Source organism: Spirochaeta thermophila DSM 6578 (assembly GCF_000184345.1).
GTDB classification, from domain to species: Bacteria; Spirochaetota; Spirochaetia; order Winmispirales; family Winmispiraceae; genus Winmispira; species Winmispira thermophila.
This window is the reverse complement of the sequence record NC_017583.1, coordinates 328,643-346,280: the sequence shown is the minus strand read 5'-3', so window position 1 is coordinate 346,280 and position 17,638 is coordinate 328,643. Positions and strand designations below refer to the sequence as shown.

At 63.5% G+C, this 17,638-nt stretch carries 14 protein-coding genes; 3 read left to right on the top strand and 11 right to left on the bottom strand.

Features of this window, described 5'->3' with window-relative positions:
• Positions 1–56 precede the first annotated feature (56 nt).
• Both SPITH_RS01410 and SPITH_RS01405 read right to left on the bottom strand, forming a co-directional pair.
• Positions 57–512, bottom strand: a complete 456-nt coding sequence (locus tag SPITH_RS01410) for a hypothetical protein (RefSeq protein ID WP_014623966.1) — start codon at positions 510–512, stop codon at positions 57–59.
• A gap of 33 nt (positions 513–545) precedes the next feature.
• Positions 546–1,982, bottom strand: a complete 1,437-nt coding sequence (locus SPITH_RS01405; protein WP_014623965.1) for a putative bifunctional diguanylate cyclase/phosphodiesterase — start codon at positions 1,980–1,982, stop codon at positions 546–548.
• Positions 1,983–2,100: 118 nt separating this feature from the next.
• Between SPITH_RS01405 and SPITH_RS01400 the strand changes: the two genes are divergently transcribed.
• Positions 2,101–3,471 (top strand): tetratricopeptide repeat protein, encoded by a 1,371-nt coding sequence (locus SPITH_RS01400; RefSeq protein WP_014623964.1) that lies wholly within the window; start codon positions 2,101–2,103, stop codon positions 3,469–3,471.
• 10 nt (positions 3,472–3,481) lie between these two features.
• Here the strand turns inward: SPITH_RS01400 and rsmG are convergent, their stop codons facing one another.
• From rsmG to pepT, 9 genes are all read right to left on the bottom strand, one after another.
• A complete protein-coding gene (gene rsmG, locus SPITH_RS01395) occupies positions 3,482–4,126 on the bottom strand; it encodes a 16S rRNA (guanine(527)-N(7))-methyltransferase RsmG (protein WP_014623963.1) in 645 nt (214 codons plus the stop codon).
• On the bottom strand, positions 4,126–5,985 hold the full coding sequence (gene mnmG, locus SPITH_RS01390; RefSeq protein WP_014623962.1) for a tRNA uridine-5-carboxymethylaminomethyl(34) synthesis enzyme MnmG: 1,860 nt from the start codon (positions 5,983–5,985) through the stop codon (positions 4,126–4,128). The genes rsmG and mnmG overlap by 1 nt, the downstream gene beginning before the upstream one ends.
• Positions 5,986–5,991: 6 nt before the next feature.
• Positions 5,992–7,341 (bottom strand): tRNA uridine-5-carboxymethylaminomethyl(34) synthesis GTPase MnmE, encoded by a 1,350-nt coding sequence (mnmE, locus tag SPITH_RS01385; protein WP_014623961.1) that lies wholly within the window; start codon positions 7,339–7,341, stop codon positions 5,992–5,994.
• Between the two features lie 63 nt (positions 7,342–7,404).
• The gene (locus SPITH_RS01380; protein ID WP_014623960.1) at positions 7,405–8,865 is read right to left on the bottom strand and encodes a hypothetical protein; all 1,461 of its coding nucleotides are present in this window, start codon (positions 8,863–8,865) and stop codon (positions 7,405–7,407) included.
• Between the two features lie 98 nt (positions 8,866–8,963).
• Positions 8,964–9,641 carry a hypothetical protein gene (locus SPITH_RS01375; protein ID WP_013313103.1) on the bottom strand — a complete coding sequence of 226 codons (678 nt, stop codon included), beginning with the start codon at positions 9,639–9,641 and terminating at the stop codon, positions 8,964–8,966.
• A gap of 35 nt (positions 9,642–9,676) precedes the next feature.
• Positions 9,677–10,978 (bottom strand): DUF6175 family protein, encoded by a 1,302-nt coding sequence (locus SPITH_RS01370; protein WP_014623958.1) that lies wholly within the window; start codon positions 10,976–10,978, stop codon positions 9,677–9,679.
• A gap of 25 nt (positions 10,979–11,003) precedes the next feature.
• Positions 11,004–12,350: a hypothetical protein gene (locus tag SPITH_RS01365; protein ID WP_014623957.1), complete on the bottom strand. Its 1,347-nt coding sequence runs from the start codon at positions 12,348–12,350 to the stop codon at positions 11,004–11,006.
• Between the two features lie 48 nt (positions 12,351–12,398).
• On the bottom strand, positions 12,399–13,733 hold the full coding sequence (locus tag SPITH_RS01360; RefSeq protein ID WP_014623956.1) for a hypothetical protein: 1,335 nt from the start codon (positions 13,731–13,733) through the stop codon (positions 12,399–12,401).
• Positions 13,734–13,745: 12 nt separating this feature from the next.
• A complete protein-coding gene (gene pepT / locus SPITH_RS01355) occupies positions 13,746–15,023 on the bottom strand; it encodes a peptidase T (protein WP_014623955.1) in 1,278 nt (425 codons plus the stop codon).
• Positions 15,024–15,102: 79 nt separating this feature from the next.
• Here pepT and SPITH_RS01350 point away from each other — a divergent pair, with 79 nt between their 5' ends.
• Both SPITH_RS01350 and glnA read left to right on the top strand, forming a co-directional pair.
• On the top strand, positions 15,103–16,014 hold the full coding sequence (locus tag SPITH_RS01350) for a DUF2156 domain-containing protein (RefSeq protein ID WP_014623954.1): 912 nt from the start codon (positions 15,103–15,105) through the stop codon (positions 16,012–16,014).
• A gap of 180 nt (positions 16,015–16,194) precedes the next feature.
• Entirely contained in the window at positions 16,195–17,619 is a 1,425-nt protein-coding gene (glnA, locus tag SPITH_RS01345) for a type I glutamate--ammonia ligase (RefSeq protein WP_014623953.1), read from the top strand.
• The last annotated feature ends 19 nt before the right edge of the window (positions 17,620–17,638 follow it).

Here is a 17,638-nt window from a genome sequence, read left to right as displayed (position 1 = left end):
CAGGCCTCCTTGCGCCGGATGTTATCGCAACCGGTCATCCATGACCGGACGCCATGCTAGAAGTCCGCCCGATAGACGTACACACCCTCGATCCTCCCCTCTTTCCGCAGCACCTGCATCCTCACCGGGAAACCCCTGTCGGGCAGCTCGAACACCGCGATCTCCCCCTCCTCCTGGAGGAGTCTCCCCTCCACCGAGGCCGCCACCTCTTCCCACACCATCCCCACCTCGATCCCCGCCACCCCATCCCCGTACCCCTCCCCCACGAACACCTGCCACACCCTCTCGCGCCAGAAAAAGAGCACAAGGCCCTCACCGTACACGAAGGCCACGTCGTCCTGCCAGGCCTCCCCGCCCCTCACCGCCTCCACCCGCTCCGGCACGCCCAGTTCCTCGAAGGCCCGGGCGAGATCCCAGCCAAGCATTCCCACCGGGTCGGGGCCCCCCTGTGCCCACACCCCCAAAGCGCCTGCCACGAGGAGACAGATCACCCACGGGCTCCGCACGTTCATCACCTTAACCACACCACAGACCCGGCCTCGAGGTCAAGCCCGAGCGACCCGGACCCCTTCCCTGAGAAGCCGCTCGAACTCCTCGGGCGGCACCGGTCTCGCGAAGTAGAACCCCTGGAACATCTCGCATCCCTCGGCCATGAGAAAGTCGAGCTGCCGTTCGTTCTCCACCCCCTCGGCAAGGGTGCTGATCCCCAGCGCCCCCGCCACCCCGATAATGGCCCGGACGATACCCTGCAGCGAGGGGTCGTCCTCCACCCCCACGACGAACGACCTGTCTATCTTGAGGGTATCGAAGGGAAACCGGCGCAGGTACCCGAGCGACGAATACCCCGTACCGAAGTCATCGATGCACAACTTCACCCCCATGGCCCGAAGCTCGTTCATCTTCTCCACAGCCTCTTCGGGATGATCCATGAGCACCCCCTCGGTCACCTCCAGCTTGAGGAACCTGCCTTCGAAGGCGAGGGACTTGAGGATCCCGGCCACCCGGAAGGCGAGATCGTGGAGCTTGAACTGCGGTGGCGAGAGGTTCACCGAGATGAAGAGGTCCCTGAAGCCCCGGGCGTGCCAGAGTGAGAGCTGCTTGCAGGCGCGGTAGAGCACCCATTGTCCGATCGCCATGATATCCCCCGTGGACTCAGCGAGGGGTATGAACCGGGCCGGCGAGACACTCCCCAATGCGGGATTGTCCCACCGTATGAGGGCCTCGGCTCCCACGATGGAGAGAGACCTGTCCACGATGGGCTGGTAGGCGAGGTGGAACTCCTCGAACCCATCCCTGAGGACCCGGCGCATGTGTTCGAGCACCAGTTCCTCCTCGAAGTGCCGTCGACCGATGTCCCCCGTGTAGAGGACCGCGCGCTCCTTCTCCCGCATCGCCTCGGCGACGGCAATGTGGAGCATCTCGAAGAGGGCGGGCCACTCCTCCCCGTGATCGGGGAAGAGCACGATCCCCACATAGCAGCCGAACTGGATGTCCTCCGCCGGAGGGTCCTGGGGCACCATCACCACATCCGAGATCTCCTTGCCCAGGCTCACCGCCTCCTCGTCCCCGCTCACGAGCCGCGCTCCCAGGAACTCCTCCGGCCTGTCTCCCTGGTAGAGCCCGGGGAGCACCCTCCTTATGCGACGGGCGGTCTTGAAGAGGAGAACCCTGCTCCTGTCCCTGCTGTTCTCTATGCGCTCGTACTTCTCGTCGAGCCGAATCAGGAAGAGGGCGAGCTTCTTCCCCTCACGGGAGGCCTCCTCCCTGAGTCGCGAGAAATCCTGTTCCAGCCCCTTCCGCACGGGGAGCCCCGTATCGGGGCTCTGATCCACCAGACGCCTCACCTGGCGATACTCCTCCTTGAGTTTCTCGAGGGCGTCTTTCGTCCGTTTCGCCACCACCAGGGTCTTCAGGATGTGCTGGAGCACGTCCTCGGGGACCCCGTGATCCCTGAGGGTCTGTTCCACCTCGGAGAGCGTCATACCACACAGTATAATAGGAGATCCGGAGGATTACAAATGAAGGGTGATACGTGCGCCTTCCTCCCGACACGTGAGGGATTTCCTTGACTTACCGGGTGTAAGACATGATAATGGTCTCATGGGTGCGCTTCCTCTCCTGCTTCCCGCGGCCATCGTACTCATCGGCCTGGTGATACTGGCCGTGTATTTCAACCTCTATGTCCTCTCCGACCCCGAGAAAAAGGCGGAGCGAAAGAAGAGGCGTGACAGGCAGGCGATCCTCAAGAAGGCCCAGCGAAGGCTCGCCCAGAACCCTCGTGATCCCGAGGCCCTCGTGGTACTCGCCGAGGCCTACTTCGAGGACCAGGAGTGGGAGAAGGCGCTGAAGCTCTACCAGGTGCTCGCCGAAGGGGTCACCGACAGGACCAAGGTCGACGAGTACGAGGTCCAGGTGCGAAGAGGGGTGTGCGCCTTCAGGCTGGGTCGCCACGAGGAGGCCTACCAGGCCTTCGCCGTGGCCTACAGCCTCAAGCCGGAGGCCTTCGAGGTGCGCTTCCACATGGGGGCGCTGGAGTACCTGAGGGGGGCCTACGAACATGCGGTGAAACTCCTCTCGGCCGCGGCGGCCCAGCAACCCGAACACCCCGAGACGAGGCGTTACCTCTCTCTCGCCCTCCACCGGAGCGGGAAATACAAGGAGGCCCTCCCCTCCATCAGGGCCATCCTCAACGAGATGCCCGACGACAAGGAGCTCCTCTTCGCCTATGCCGACTGTCTCGCGAACCTGGGCCAGAAGGAACAGGCCCTCTCCATCTTCACCCACCTCAGGGTGGATGAACAGTGGGGACCGCAGGCGTGCTTCAGGGCCGGACTGATCAACCTGGGTCTCCATAGGTACGAGCGGGCGATCAAGGACCTTGAGATAGGAGTCCGCCACCGCGGTATGGACAACCAGCTCAGGCTCGAGATGGAGTACCGGCTTGCACAGGCCTACATCCACCAGAAGGAGATCCGCAAGGCGGTGGAACACCTGAGGGCCGTCCAACGCACGAATCCGCACTACAAGGACGTGGAGGCCCTCCTCAAGAAGTACGGAGAGCTCCAGCAGAACCAGAACCTGCAGACATACCTCCTCGCCTCGCCGCCCGATTTCCTCACCCTCTGCAGGAAGCTGGTGGTGGCCTTCTTTCCCGGCGCATACGTACGGATCCTCAACATGAGCATAGAACGTTCCGAGTATGCGGACCTGCTCTGCGAGGTGGAGACGAGCCAGTGGCAGGATACGGTCCTCTTCCGCTTCGTCCGCACCACCGGGACCACCGGCGAGCTCGCGGTGCGGGACTTCCACGCCCGGCTCAAGGAGACGCGGGCGGACCGGGGCATCTGCGTGAGCGCAGGATCGTTCTCGGATGAGGCGAAGCGGTTCGTGGAGGCGAGGCTCATCGACCTGGTGGGGAAAGAGGATCTCATGGGCTATCTCAGGAAAGTGGACTCACTCAATCCCGTATGAGCACGAGACGTCACACGGGAAGTCTGCCCCTGGCTGCGATGAGGCTGCGGGGCGTATCCAGGAACGGGACCGAAACTGGAACGGCTTCCACCTCCTCGAAATGAGGGCGGAGCAGGCGGGCCTCCTCCTGCGCGGTCTCGAGCCTCCCCTTGTAGAGGAGGAGGTGTGCACCGGGGGAGAGGGGGTGGAGGTAGAGGGGGAGGGTGCCGGGCGAGAGGGGGAGAAAGGCGCGCGCAACGGCACAGGGTACGTGAAGCGGGAGGTCTTCGAGGCGGGCGTGGAGGACGGTGCACCGCGCGAGGTCGACGGAGAGGAGGACGTGCTCGAGGAACACGGCCCGCTTCTCGCGTGCCTCCACGAGGAGGACCTCCAGGTGGGGGTTCATGATGGCGAGAGGGATGCCCGGAAGGCCCGCACCGCTCCCCAGGTCGGCGAGGGGGGAGGAGAGGAACGCGCGGAGGTGAGGGAGGGGAGCGAGGGAGTCCAGCAGGTGGACCACGAGGGCCTCGGGCGAAGGGTCGGCGACCAGATCGATGCGAGAGCCCCACTCGGCGAGGAGGTGGAGGTAGGAGAGGAGGGCGGCGCGCTGGGAGGGGGTGGGCGAGAGGCCGAGGAGGGCGAGCCCGCGGTCGAGGAGGGAGGCGGGATCCTGCATCACTGGGCCTTCCTCGACCGGGAGAGATACACCATGAGGACCGCGATGTCGGAACTTCGGATCCCCGAGATGCGCGAGGCCTGTCCCAGGGAGAGGGGGCGTATCGTCGAGAGCTTCTCCCTCGCCTCGGAGGAAAGGCCCTCCACCTCCGAGTAGTCGAAGTGGTCGGGGATCCTCATGTCCTCCATCTTCCTGAACTTCTCCACCATCTGCTGTTCCCTGAGGAGATACCCCTCGTACTTCACGTCGATCTCGGCGGTCCGCACCCACGGGCGGGGATACTTCGAGAGTTCGGGTACGAGGAAGGCCAGATCGTCCAGCGTGACACGGGGATCCTTGAGCACCTGGTAGAGCGGCTTGCCCACGTGGGGGGCGAGCTGGGGGAGCCCCCGCCGCTCGGCCTCTTCCTGGGTGAGCCGGCGCTGACGGAGGAGTTCCTTTATCGCATCGAGGACATGGATCTTCTCCTGTAGTCGGTCGAACATCTCGCGGGATTGCAGACCGATCCTGTAGGCCTTCTCCAGGAGACGGATGTCGGCCGTGTCGTGACGCAGGGCGAGACGGTACTCGGCGCGCGAGGTGAACATCCGATAGGGCTCCTTCGTCCCCTTGGTGACCAGATCATCAATGAGCACCCCTATGTAGGCCTCGTCCCTCCCCAGGACGAGGGGGGGCTCTCCCCTGCACGCGAGTGCGGCGTTGATCCCCGCGACGAGCCCCTGGCCTCCCGCCTCCTCGTACCCCGAGGTGCCGTTGGTCTGACCTGCGATGTAGAGTCCCCGTATGCGCTTGGTCTCCAACGTGGGATAGAGCTGGGTGGGCTCCACGTAGTCGTACTCCACGGCATACCCGGGGCGCATGATGACGGCATGCTCCAGTCCGGGGATGGTGTGGATGAAGGCCTCCTGCACCTCCTCGGGGAGCGAGGATGAAATGCCGTTCAGGTACATCTCCTCGGTCGAGAGTCCCTCGGGCTCCACGAACACCTGATGCCTGTCCCGGTCGGGGAACCGCACCACCTTGTCCTCGAGGGAAGGGCAGTACCTCGGCCCCCTCCCCACGATCCTCCCGCCGTAGAGGGGCGACCTATGGAGGTTCTCCCTGATGATCCTGTGGGTCTCGGGCGTGGTAAAGGTGATGTAGCAGGGGACCTGACGGACCTCGAGGGTGTCATGGGAGAAGGAGAAGGGGATGATCTCCTCGTCACCGGGCTGTTCCTGCATCTTGGAGAAGTCGAGGGAGCTTCGAAGGACCCGGGCAGGGGTTCCCGTCTTGAGCCTCCCCACGGTGAACCCGAGACGGCGGAGCACGCCCCCCAGTCCACACGCGGCCGGCTCGCCGAGCCTTCCCCCCGGCGTCTCGTACTCACCGATGAAGATCTTCGCCTCCATGAAGGTCCCTGTGGTGAGGACCACCTTCCTCGCATGGAATCGTCTCCCGCGTTCGGTCACCACCCCGCGGATCTCCCTTCCCGCCTCGTCGAGCACGAAGTCCACCACCGTGTCCTGGAAGAGGAAGAGCCCCTTCTGCTGCTCGAGGCTCCACTTGGCACGCTGCGCATAGGCCTGTTTGTCCGCCTGCGCCCGGGGGCACTGGACCGCCGGTCCCCTGCTCCTGTTGAGCATACGGAACTGGATCATGGTCCGGTCGATGAGCCGTCCCATCTCGCCGCCCAGGGCATCCACCTCGCGCACGATGTTCCCCTTGGCGAGTCCCCCGACGGCCGGATTGCAGGACATCTTTCCGATGGTGTCCAAGAGCTGCGTGATGAGCAGGGTAGTACATCCCAACCTGCTCGCCGCCAGGGCGGCCTCTATCCCCGCATGGCCGCCCCCTATGACGATGACATCAGCGTCCATGATCCCTCACTTTCCCACACAGAAACACGAGAAGATCCGTTCCAGGATGTCCTCGCGGGTCACCTCGCCCGTGATCTCTCCGAGGGCCTCCATGGCGTCGTGGAGGTACACGGCAAGGGCGTCGAGCGGCGCTCCCCGGGAGAGGGCATCGAGCCCCCCCTCGAGGGAGTCCCTGCAGCGCACGAGGGCATCCCTCTGCCGCTCGGAATCGATCACCACCTCGGCTCCTCCCCCCTCCGCCTCGGGGAAGACACGATGGAGGGTCTCCTCGAGCCGGGCAAAGCCCTCACCCGTACGACAGCTCAGTGGGATGAACCCCTCCGGCGGGGGGAGCACGGCCGAGGCATCCACCTTGTTCCACACCGGGATCAAGGGCCGCTCTGCACCCAACTCCGCGATGAGCGCTTCCTCCCCCTCGGAGAGGCCCTCCGTGCCGTCCACCAGATAGATCACCGCGTCCGCATGGGAGAGGATCTCCCTCGTCCGCCGGATCCCCTCCGCTTCCACGGGATCCCCCCCGTCGCGGATCCCCGCAGTGTCGTAGAGGAGCACCGGCACACCCTTGAGCGAGATCCATCCTTCGAGGTAGTCGCGCGTGGTACCGTGCACCTCCGAGACGATGGCCCGGTCCTCCCTCATGAAGAGGTTGAAGAGCGAGGACTTTCCCGCGTTGGTCCTTCCGGCGAGCACCACACGGACCCCCTCCCGGTAGAGCCTTCCCACCCGATACGTGGCGAGCAACCCGTCCACCTCGTGCGATGCCTCCTGGATGAGGTGGGCGCTCACCGGGTGCTCGACGTCCTCCTCCGGGTAGTCGAGTTGCACCTCCACCTCGGCCACTACGGAAGCGATCTTCTCCTTTATCGCATCGATGCGCGCCCGGAGCCTCCCCTCCAGCCGGTGAAGGGCGAGGGTGTGCGCGTTCGCCGTGCGAGCCGAAACGACCTCGTGCACCGCCTCCGCCTCGGTGAGATCCAGCTTCCCGTTGAGGAAGGCCCTCAAGGTGAACTCCCCAGGCTCGGCGGCCCGAAACCCATGGGCGCGCAAGGTCCGCATGATCCGCTCCACTCCGGCGGGGCTGCCGTGACAGGATATCTCCGCCGCATCCTCCCCCGTATAGCTGTGAGGCGCCCTGAACACCGCGAGGAGCACCTCGTCCAGCATCTCACCGGTCCCGGGATCCACGAGGGCCCCATGGGCGAGGGAGTAGCCTCTCATGGAGGAAGGCGTCTTCCTCCCCCTGAAGAGCGGATCGAGCGCCTCGAGGCATCCGGCACCGGAGGCCCTGATCACCGCGATGGCGCTCCTCCCCCACGGCGTGGCGAGTGCCACGATACGATCATCGAGTCGATACATAGACACACCCCCGGATGTACCACAAAGATACGAAAAATCCGGGGGTGTGTCATCGGAGGGGATCTACGGGAGCGAGGCGAGGACCTTCTCGCCCAGGACCTCACCCAGGCTCGCGAAGGCCGCGGCGAGGGCGACCTCGGCCGACCTCCCCCGAGCCCGCTTGAAGGCCTCGACGGTGGCGATCACCCGACCGGTCACGAGATCCACGACCTTCACGTAGCCACTCACCCGGACCATCACCCCGTCGCCGTCCTCGGAGAACTCGTCGATCCTCGCATTCCCCACGATCACCCTCGCGATGTCCCCGCGCGCGCGGGCCCACGACACGAAGGCCTCCTCCCCCTGTTTCGAGAGCGTCTCCACGCCCTCGGGGATACCCTTGAGGGAGAATCCCTCCTGCGAGAGGAGCCTCATGAGCCCTCTCTCGGTGCCGCGCTCCTTGAGGAGTCCTCCGGAGGAATCGAGGTCGAGGATGAGCACCCCCGTGGGCACCGTCTTGCTGCGCGATTCCACCCTGTAGTGGAACACCGCCTGCTTGGAGAGCACCACCTTCTTCACCGCATCCGCGGCCTCCCGGAAGGTTCCGGGAAGATCTTCCAGGAGCTCGAGTGCCGACGAGAGATCGAGCCGCACCGTGATCTCCCCGCTCCCCGGCACCTGCATCACGGGGAGCGAGAACGAAAACTCACCGCCATCCCCCGTGACCACGGGGACGGTACGGACCCGCGTCCTCCCTGCGGACGTAGTCTCGCGGTAGGAGATGAGCAGGGTGGCACCCACGACCCCCTCTCCCTCTCGCACCACCCTCCCCTGGAACTCAGCAGGGAACGCTTCACCCACATAAGTGGTGAGATTGTCCCGCAGCACCTCTATCTCGAGCGGTTGCAAGGCCCGCACGGCCTTGTCCAGGTTCCGCTGGAACCGCACCTCGCGGTTCTCGAGGGAACTCGAGGCCGCAGCCCGTGCCGCATCGAGGAAGGCAACCGCAGCCTCGGCGTATCGTCCCTCCATGAGAAGGCGTTCACCCCGCCGTTCGGGTCCGGAAATGGCCTCCTCCGCCTCCTTGAAGAGAGCTTCGAGCCGGGCCTTCTCCTCGAGAAGGGCATCGCGTTCGTACCTGGCGAGGATGTAGACCGTGATACCGTTCTCGTCCTCGTACCAGTATCTGTCCACCACCTTGAACCCCGAGACCCGGGCGCTCCCCTCCTCCTTCACGGTCCTGCCGAGGGCCACCGAGAACTCTTCCAGGGAGGCCTGTGCCTCGCCCGTGGTCTCGGCGGTGATACGGACCCCCATGAAACGCATGATCTCGGAGATGAGGGCCTGCGTGGCCGCATCCTCGGCCTTCACCCTGCTCGAAGGGTCGACCGCGTACCCCACGAAGTACTCGTAGCGGTCGTCACCTTGGGGCGGAGAGAGGACCCAATCCGGAGGGGCCTCTTTCCTGGCGGATCCAGGAGAGGTGCACGTGGAGAAAAAGAGTACGGCGAGTGCCGCATAGAACCAACCGCTCACGTGTCTCATGGTACGCTCCTCTTTCTCATCTTCGACAGATCGTCGCATATGCAACACACCAGAAAAGAGGCCCCACCCTTTCGGGGTGGGGCGTCGATCTTTTCGTATCAGAAGCCTTCCTCGAAGGCCTCCTTCACCCTGTCCCTCGCGGTCTTCTCTTCCTCGCTTCTGGGCTTCACCTGCTCGTCCGCGTTCTCGAGGGCCCTTCGCACCAGCTCATCCAGGGTGCGCCGTTCCACACCGTAGAGGGCCACGTACGTATAGGCGTCCTCTTCCACGGACCCGTCCTCCCTGTAGTACCTCATGAGCACCCAGTAGTCGTCGAGCTTCTTGAAACCCACGATGGTGGCCTGGGCGAGGGTCTTCACCACGGTCTCCATGTAGGTCTCGAGCCTGTCGAGATCGCCGGCCGCCGCACCCGCGAACTTCTGCTGCACCCTCAGGCTCACCTGCCGCGCGATCTCCGTGGCCGCCTGCATGTTCTCCACGTAGAGGCGGGCCCCCTCGAGATCCTTGGCCCTGGGGGACTCGAACTTGAACAGGTAGAGGTCCTTGTACTCGGGAAGCTGTTCCAGCTCCGCGACATCCATGAGGACCCAATCGGGGACGTCCTTCCCCCACTTGTAGTTCTTGTGATCGATGATGTCGGGCTTCTTCGCCACGGGCTTCACCTCGACCTGGGGCTTGGGCTCCTGCGGCTTCTCCTCCGGCGCTCCCTTACACCCGGCGACCGCCAGTACGACCAGGGCGAGGACCGCGAGCATGACCATTACTCCTCGTCTCATACGTTCCCCCTTACAGTGGAAGTATCATTCCGGACTCATTCCAGTCCGGTGTTGAAAGTCAACGACTTTCCTCGTATCAACACGGGCTCGAGGTACTCGAGGCCCGCGACGGTATCCGCCACCTCGTAGACGAGCTCCTCGAGCTCCTCCGTTCTCCCTAGAAAATATACCGCAAACTTCGTCTCTTCTCTGGTCTGATACACGGTCTGGATGTCCTTCACCCGTTCCTTTTTCCGCAAGGCCGCCCTGAAGGCCGCCACCACCCTCGCATCGGGCGTACCCTCGAGCACCAGGTCGTAACGGATCCCCCGGCTGTAGGCCCTGGCGAGGAGCTGCTTCGCCTGCCCCACCGCCACGGGCATGGCCTTGTAGATGGTGGACTGGAGGGCGTTGGAGACGGCGTCGAACTGCGAGACCCGGCTGAACGTCCGAGGGCTGCTGTAGGGAACCGAACCAAGGAGCGCACCCGTCGACGGGTCGAAGATCTTGACGGTGACCTTGGCGCTCCCGTAGTGGTTCTCGCCCTTCGTCTCCCCCTCGGTGACCGCGTCGATCTCGAGGTAGACATCGGCATTCAGCCGCTGGGCGATCCACTGGATGATGGACACCGCCTCGCCGGTCTCCTCCTCGTAGACCATGCGCTGCTCCTCCTTGAGCCGCTCGATCTGATCGATGTCGATGAGCGAGAAGCCCTGCGAGGCCAGGTAGCTGTTCGCCATGGAGACTGCCGCCTTCATGAGGAACGGGTCCTCCTTCGAGTCCTCGGAGAAGTATACCATGTAGGTGAGCCGCTCGAGATACTGTTCGAGGAAGTGTTGTTCCTCAGGCGTCAAACCGGCCCCTCCGGATGCAGTCCCCTGCACCTCTCCCGTGGAAGGTCGAGGGGCTTCGGCAGCCGGGGCTTCGGACCCACCCGGTATCCCGTTCGCATCGAGCACCTGCTCGATCGCGTCGAGCTTCACCCGCACCCTCAGATCGTACACGTATCGAGGCTCGTCGATACTCCCCACGTTCTCCTTTCTGAGGGTCTCGAGCGTCTCCATGTGGAGGAAGGCGTTCGGGTTGCTCGTGCGATAGAGCACCTCTTCGAGCCTGGCCCTGTGTGCCTGCTCCACCTCCGGTCCGAGAAGGACGATCACCCCTCGTCTGATCGCATCCACCTTCGCGGCAGAGAGCGCCTCCCCGAGGGTCGCCCCCTCTCCGTGGGCCTCCACCACGTCGCGGGGGGCCTGGGCCGGAGCACCACCCGAGGCGCGCTGCGAGGCACACCCCGCGGTCAGGAGGATCCCGAAGACCAACAGGAAGACGGCCCCACCTACGGTCGACACCTTTCTCATACTCACTCCTCCTTGCAAAGATTCCTCACTGTTTGAACGTCACCGCGAGCGAGAACGACGGCCCGTAGTACGTACGTGCCACATCGATGAGATCGCCCAGCGCCTCGTCGGCGAGACCGAACCACAACGAGAAACCCGGCTCGACGGTGAGCTTCACGTCCCTCGAGACGAGGTAGCTGAGCGAGAGAAAGGCCTTCCCGCCGAAATGGGTGATCACGAGGAACCCCTCGTCACGCTCCTCCTCGAGAGGGAAGAGCCCTCCGGCTCCCACCACCAGGGTGGGGGCGATCTGGAGACGGCCGAGGTACCAGTTGGTGATCTCCGCACCCACGTACGTCTGGATCGGGATGTAATCGAAGATCATCGCCACGAGGGCCCACATCCTGAAGGGGAACTCGAATCCCACCGTGGGCCTGAAGTCGAAAAATCCTCGCGAGACCGTGGCCCTGACGCCGAAGGAGGCAACGTTCTCGTCGCGTTCCGCGGACTGGGGGGATACCACATAGTTGAGGTACGGGAGCACCTCCACCCCCACCCGGGGGACCTCTTGGAGCTGATCCCCCACCGTGGGCCGTCGTGCGGCATAGAGGGGGATGGCCACGCTGTAGTCCTCCTGCACCTCCTTGACGAGGAGGAGCCCCGACTCACGCACCCGTTCCCTCCCCAGGGGAGAGATGTCGGCCAGGAGGAGCACGAACTCGTCCCCCACCTGAAGGCCCATGTTCCTTCCGAATTCGAGGTAGATCTCCCCTCCCTCCACCTCGAGCACCGTAGTACGCACCACGAAGGCCTTCCTGAGCTCGTACTCGAGAAACGTGGGGACCATGTCGAGGGCCTCGGTGAGGGCCTCGGTCCTGGTCTTCGACGCCCCATCCGCCTCGATGGAGAACTGTGACTCCACGCTGTCATCCGCCACGTTGTACACCGTGACATCGAGCCGGAGATAGCTCTTGTAACCGGCCCGCGTCCTCTCAAGCTCGAAAAGCGAGAGCTGAGGTACGATCACCATGAAGGATCCCACGAGCCGCCTGAAATCCGCCTCGGTGAAGGCCTCGTGGCCCATGAGCACCTCCTCCGGTATCTCGGCCGCGGCCTCCTTGTACTCCTTGAGCCGGGCGATGAACGAATCGAGGTCCCCGGACGAGATGCTCTGGGAATAGCCTATCACATCGAACCTTCCCATCTTCACCACCGTGGCCCGCACCATCTCGGAGAGGGAGGCGATCACCTCCTCGGGCACGTTGCCCGCGGCGTTGTACACCTTGAAGACCGCCACCTCCTGCCTGGTGGAAAGTTCCTGGGCGGAGAGAGAGACGATCCCCGCGAGGAGGAGTGCGACACATAGAGAGAACTTCGGCCTTCGGTCGATCATGGAGCGATCCCTCCTTGGCAGAAAGTATAGTACACCCTCGGCACAATATCAGGGAGTTTCCGCAGAACTGTGAGAACTGTTTTCCATGCGGAGCCCCAGCTCGTCGACGAGGAACCGGGTCCCCCCATCCTGGAGTACCACCCGGCGCGGCCGGAACCCCGGGACACGAGCCTTCACCTCTTCCGACCCCTCCAGGCTCACCACGTAGTCCCCCGTGGAATAGGTGAAGCCGAGGACGAGGGACGAGCCCGCCATCGTGAGCCTCGCGAGGTCATTCGTCCCGGATGGGTCCCTCAGTCGCAGGACCAGCGTCCCCTCGCCGCCCCATACCTCGAGACGCGCCCCACTCCCCTCCACCAGGACGAAAGGCGCGCGATCGTCTCCCTCGGGAGCAGCCTTCACGAGCCCCCTCATCTCGAACTTCCACGAGGACGAGTGGAGGGAGGAGGGAATCGGGAAGACCACCCGGGAATCCCCCTCTATGAGATAGCCGAGGGTCCCATCCTCGTACGAGAGGAGGGGCTTCCCTTCCACCTGGAGAGCGGTCTCATCCGGCTCGTCTCCCGCGGAGCCGTCGTTCACGAAATCACCCCTGAAGTGATAGAGGAAGAGATAGTCGGCATTGGGCCCCAGTTCCCCGGGAAGGGCCTCCACCTCTCCCACCACGATGGAACCACTGGAGCGGAACGAAGAGGAGAACTCGGGATACGCCTTTTCGCTCCAGAGAGGGAAGAGCTCCATGGTGAGCGTATAGGCTCCCTCTTGTTCGGGAACCTGCCATCTGAGGACTTGAGCCCCTTCGGAATACCACCCTTCCTGGACCACCTTCTCCCCGGCCTTCCACCGTATCCACGCCTCGGCATTCTCGGGAAGCCGGACCCTGCCTTCCACGAGCACCTCGGCCTTCGGTCGTGCGAGGGAGGGGTGGGCCTCTATCCTCAGGATCCCGTAGTCCTCGGGCGAGGAGGCATAGAAGATCCACCGTTCGATCTCCTCCCCTCTCACTCCGTTCTCGAGGTAGACGACCCTGAGGCGGTACCACCCTTCTTCCATATCGTCAGGAAACTCGACATCCAATGCCCACTGATGTTCATCGTTCTCGGGAAGGATCTGCGTCGAAGAGAGGAGAAGGTCTCCGTCGATCCGGAGGAGTTCGATGGAGATTTCCCTCTCCGGCTTCGGCGGGGAAGTCTCCTCCTCGGCGGATTCCACCACCACCAGTACGGACACCCCCGGACGAGAGATCACTTCCCCGTCGCTGACCCCCGAGATCTCCACCTTGCTCTCCTGGAGGAAGCCGTACGAACACCCTCCCTCCGCTCCGACGACGAGGAGGAGTCCTGCCACGAGAAAGGCACTGTATCCGCGGGCCCGCCCTTTCATGTTCCCTCTATACTATAGTGTACCACTATTTTCGGAATCTGTCCAAAGGGAAATGAGTCTCAGGACCACCGCCGCCGCACGTTCCATGACCGGAAGCGCCACCCACTCATGGGTGGAATGCATGAGCATCGCCCCGGTGAAGAGGTTGGGTACCGGCTGCCCGAGCCGTTCGGCGATCCTCGCCCCGTCGGTCCCCCCCCTGATCCTGCGCACCTTCACCTCACCGCACACCTCCTCCACCGCCCTCCGGGCATGGTCCACGATGCGGGGATCCCCTCCTTCCACCTCGCCCATGTTCCGGTACTGTTCCTCGAAGGAGAGGGACACCCCGCCACCCGGAAAGGACGCCTCCACCGCACGGGCGAGGGCCCGTAGCGTCTCCTTCCTCCGCTCCATCTCCCCGCTCTTGAAGTCCCTGAGGAGGATCTCCACCCTGGCCCGGTGCACCTCACCCTCGATCCCCAACGGATAGTAGAAACCGTACTCACCGTCGGTCGCCTCGGGGCTTTCGTTACGCGGGAGGAGGGAGACGAGGAGGGACGCCATGCTCACCGCATTGACGAGCTTTCCCCGTGCGGTGCCCGGATGCACCGGGCGCCCCGTGCATTCCGCCACCACCTTCCAGGCATGGAAGCACTCGGTCTCCAACGAACCCTCCTCTCCCCCGTCCACGGTGTAGCAGACCCTCCCTGCGATCCGATCGAAGTCGAGCCCCTCGGTACCCCTCCCCACCTCCTCGTCGGAGGTGAAGACGAGCATGACCGGACCGTGCGCCACCTCAGGATGGCGCACCAGGGTCTCCACGGCGCTCATCACCTCGGCGATCCCCGCCTTGTCGTCCGCACCGAGGAGGGTCGTCCCGTCCGAGGTGACGATCGGCGCCCCTGCATAACGGGCGAGCTCGGGCGCCTCCTCGAGGGTGATACGACCGTGAGGGAGCCGGAGATCGCCCCCCCGGTACCCACGATGCACGACAGGAGTCACTCCCTCTCCCGGGGCATCCTCAGAGGTGTCCACATGGGTGAGGAAACAGAGGGGCGTGCTGTCCTCACACCCCGGTGTGGGGGGAAGCTCGGCGTAGAGACATCCCCGATCGCTCAACGAGACCTCCAGACCCAACCCCTCACACTCCCTCTCGAGGAGCCGAAGGAGGTCCCACTGGGAGGGGGTGCTCGGCGAGGAAGCACTCTTCCTGTCGGACGAGGTCCCCACCCTCACATACGTGAGGAAGCGTTCGAGCAACCGCTGGGAGTCTATCTCGATATCCTTGTGAAACCCGGTCCCGTTCATGAGGTCACCATACCGCAGGGCGATCCATCGAGTAAAGTATTCCCTTTACGGGAAGGCGCGTTTTTCATATTGTATAGACATGGCTGAATATACCGGTTCCCTCACCAGCGACGTGCAGAAGGAAGTCCCCTCGTATCCCGACTGGGGTCCCCTCGATCTCTCCATGCGGCCCCTCCTCCATCCCCGGCTCGTGATGATCCCCGAGGGGATCTCGGAGTTCACCTTCGCCGACCTCTACCTCTTCCGTCACACCTATTCCTACCGCATCACCATGCTCCCCGGAGGAACCTTCGCCATCTCGGGGCACAAGGAGGGGAAACGCTTCTTCATGCTCCCCTGCGGGCTTCCGGAATGGGACGTGCTCGAAGACCTCTTCCGGACCCACGACTTCCTCAAGAACCTCTCGGAGTCCCATTGTCGGGAGTTCCGGCCCCGTCTCGAGGAGAAGGGATACGTGGTGGAGGAGGACAGGGACAACTTCGACTACCTCTACCGGAGGGAGGATCTCGCCGACCTCTCGGGCCGCAAGTACCACAAGAAGCGCAACATGATCAAGGCCTTCATCAACAACTACACCTACGAGGAGGTTCCCATCACCAAGGCGAGGATCGAAGACGCCCTTGCGGTGCTCGAGGCATGGCGAGAGGAGAAGGGTGAGGAAGGCGACTACGAGGCGGCCAGGGAGGCCCTCATCCTCTGCCGCCCCCTGCGCCTCAGAGGGTACCTCTACTATGTGGACGGCCGTCCTGCGGCCTACACCCTGGGCGAACCCGTGGCACGGGGGAGGATGTTCGCCGTACACTTCGAGAAGGCCCTCTCCGGCTACAAGGGAATCTATCAGTTCATCAACCACGCCTTCGCGGCCACCCTTCCTAAGCACTACAGGTACATCAACAGGGAACAGGACCTCGGTATACCGGGACTCAGGCAGGCGAAGATGAGCTACCATCCCTGCGGATTCGTGAGGAAGTACAAAGTAACGAAAAAGTAGGAAAATCCGCCATGATCCTACATTTTCGTAGAGATCATTCCATTCCTTTCCTCTCGCATCGTGCATCATTCTGTGATATGGTCACGACATAGAAGTCCCGTCGAGTTGGTACGAATATTGCTGGCTAACCACGTCGGGACGCTTCTGTCACAGACACTACTTTAGTAGGGAGGAATACGAATGATTCCAGCCAAGACACCAAAAGAGCTCATGGCCTTCGTGGAGAGGGAGAAGGTCGAGATCGTGGACTTCCGTTTCATGGATTTCCCGGGCCTCTGGCAGCACTTCTCCATCCCTGCCCGCGAGCTCTCCGAAAAGACCTTCGAGGAGGGGCTCGGGTTCGACGGGTCGAGCATCCGGGGATGGCAGGCGATCAACGAGTCGGACATGCTCGTGATCCCCGTGCTCGAGAGCGCCTTCCTCGATCCGTTCACCCAGCACAAGACCCTGGTGCTCATCTGCAACATCCACGATCCCGTGACCCACGAGGCCTACACCAAGGACCCCCGCAACATCGCCCGCAAGGCCGAGGCCTACCTCAAGTCCTCGGGAATCGGCACCACGGCCTACTTCGGCCCCGAGGCCGAGTTCTTCGTCTTCGACGACATCAGGTTTGACCAGACCGTGAACGCAGGCTACTACTACATCGATTCCATGGAGGGGCGATGGAACTCGGGCCGTGAGGAGAACCCGAACCTGGGGTACAAGCCTCGCTACAAAGAAGGGTATTTCCCCGTGCCGCCCACCGATTCGCTCCAGGACCTCCGGAGCGAGATGACGCTCATCCTCGAGAGCATCGGGGTGCCCATCGAGGCTCAGCACCACGAGGTGGCCACCGGAGGGCAGTGCGAGATCGACATGCGCTTCGACTCGCTCGTCACCATGGCCGACAAGCTCCTCAAGTACAAGTACGCGATCAAGAACACGGCACGGAAGTACAACAAGACCGTGACCTTCATGCCCAAGCCCCTCTTCGGCGACAACGGGTCGGGGATGCACGTGCACGTCTCCATCTGGAAGGACGACAAGAACCTCTTCGCAGGGAACGGGTATGCCGGACTCTCCGAGACCGCCCTCTATGCGATCGGGGGTATCCTCAAGCACGCCCCCGCGATCCTCGCCTTCACCAACCCCACGACCAACAGCTACAAGCGGCTCGTGCCGGGGTTCGAGGCGCCCGTGAACCTCGCCTACTCCAGCAGGAACCGGAGCGCGGCGATCCGCATCCCCATGTACTCCGACAGTCCCAAGGCGAAGCGCATCGAGTTCCGCTGTCCCGACCCCTCCTGTAACCCCTACCTCGCCTTCTCGGCCATCCTCATGGCCGCCATCGACGGCATCCAGAACAAGATCGATCCGGGCCAGCCGCTGGACAAGAACATCTACGACCTGCCGCCCGAAGAGGCCGCCCAGGTTCCACAGACACCGGGCTCGCTTCGTGAGGCCCTCAAGGCCCTCGAGGAGGACCACGACTTCCTGCTCAAGGGAGACGTGTTCACCGAGGACGTGATCGAGACATGGATCTCCTACAAGATGCAGAACGAGGTGCTCGCGGTGGAGACGAGGCCCCATCCCTGGGAGTTCGCCCTCTACTACGACATCTGAACGGCATCTCCCCTGCATA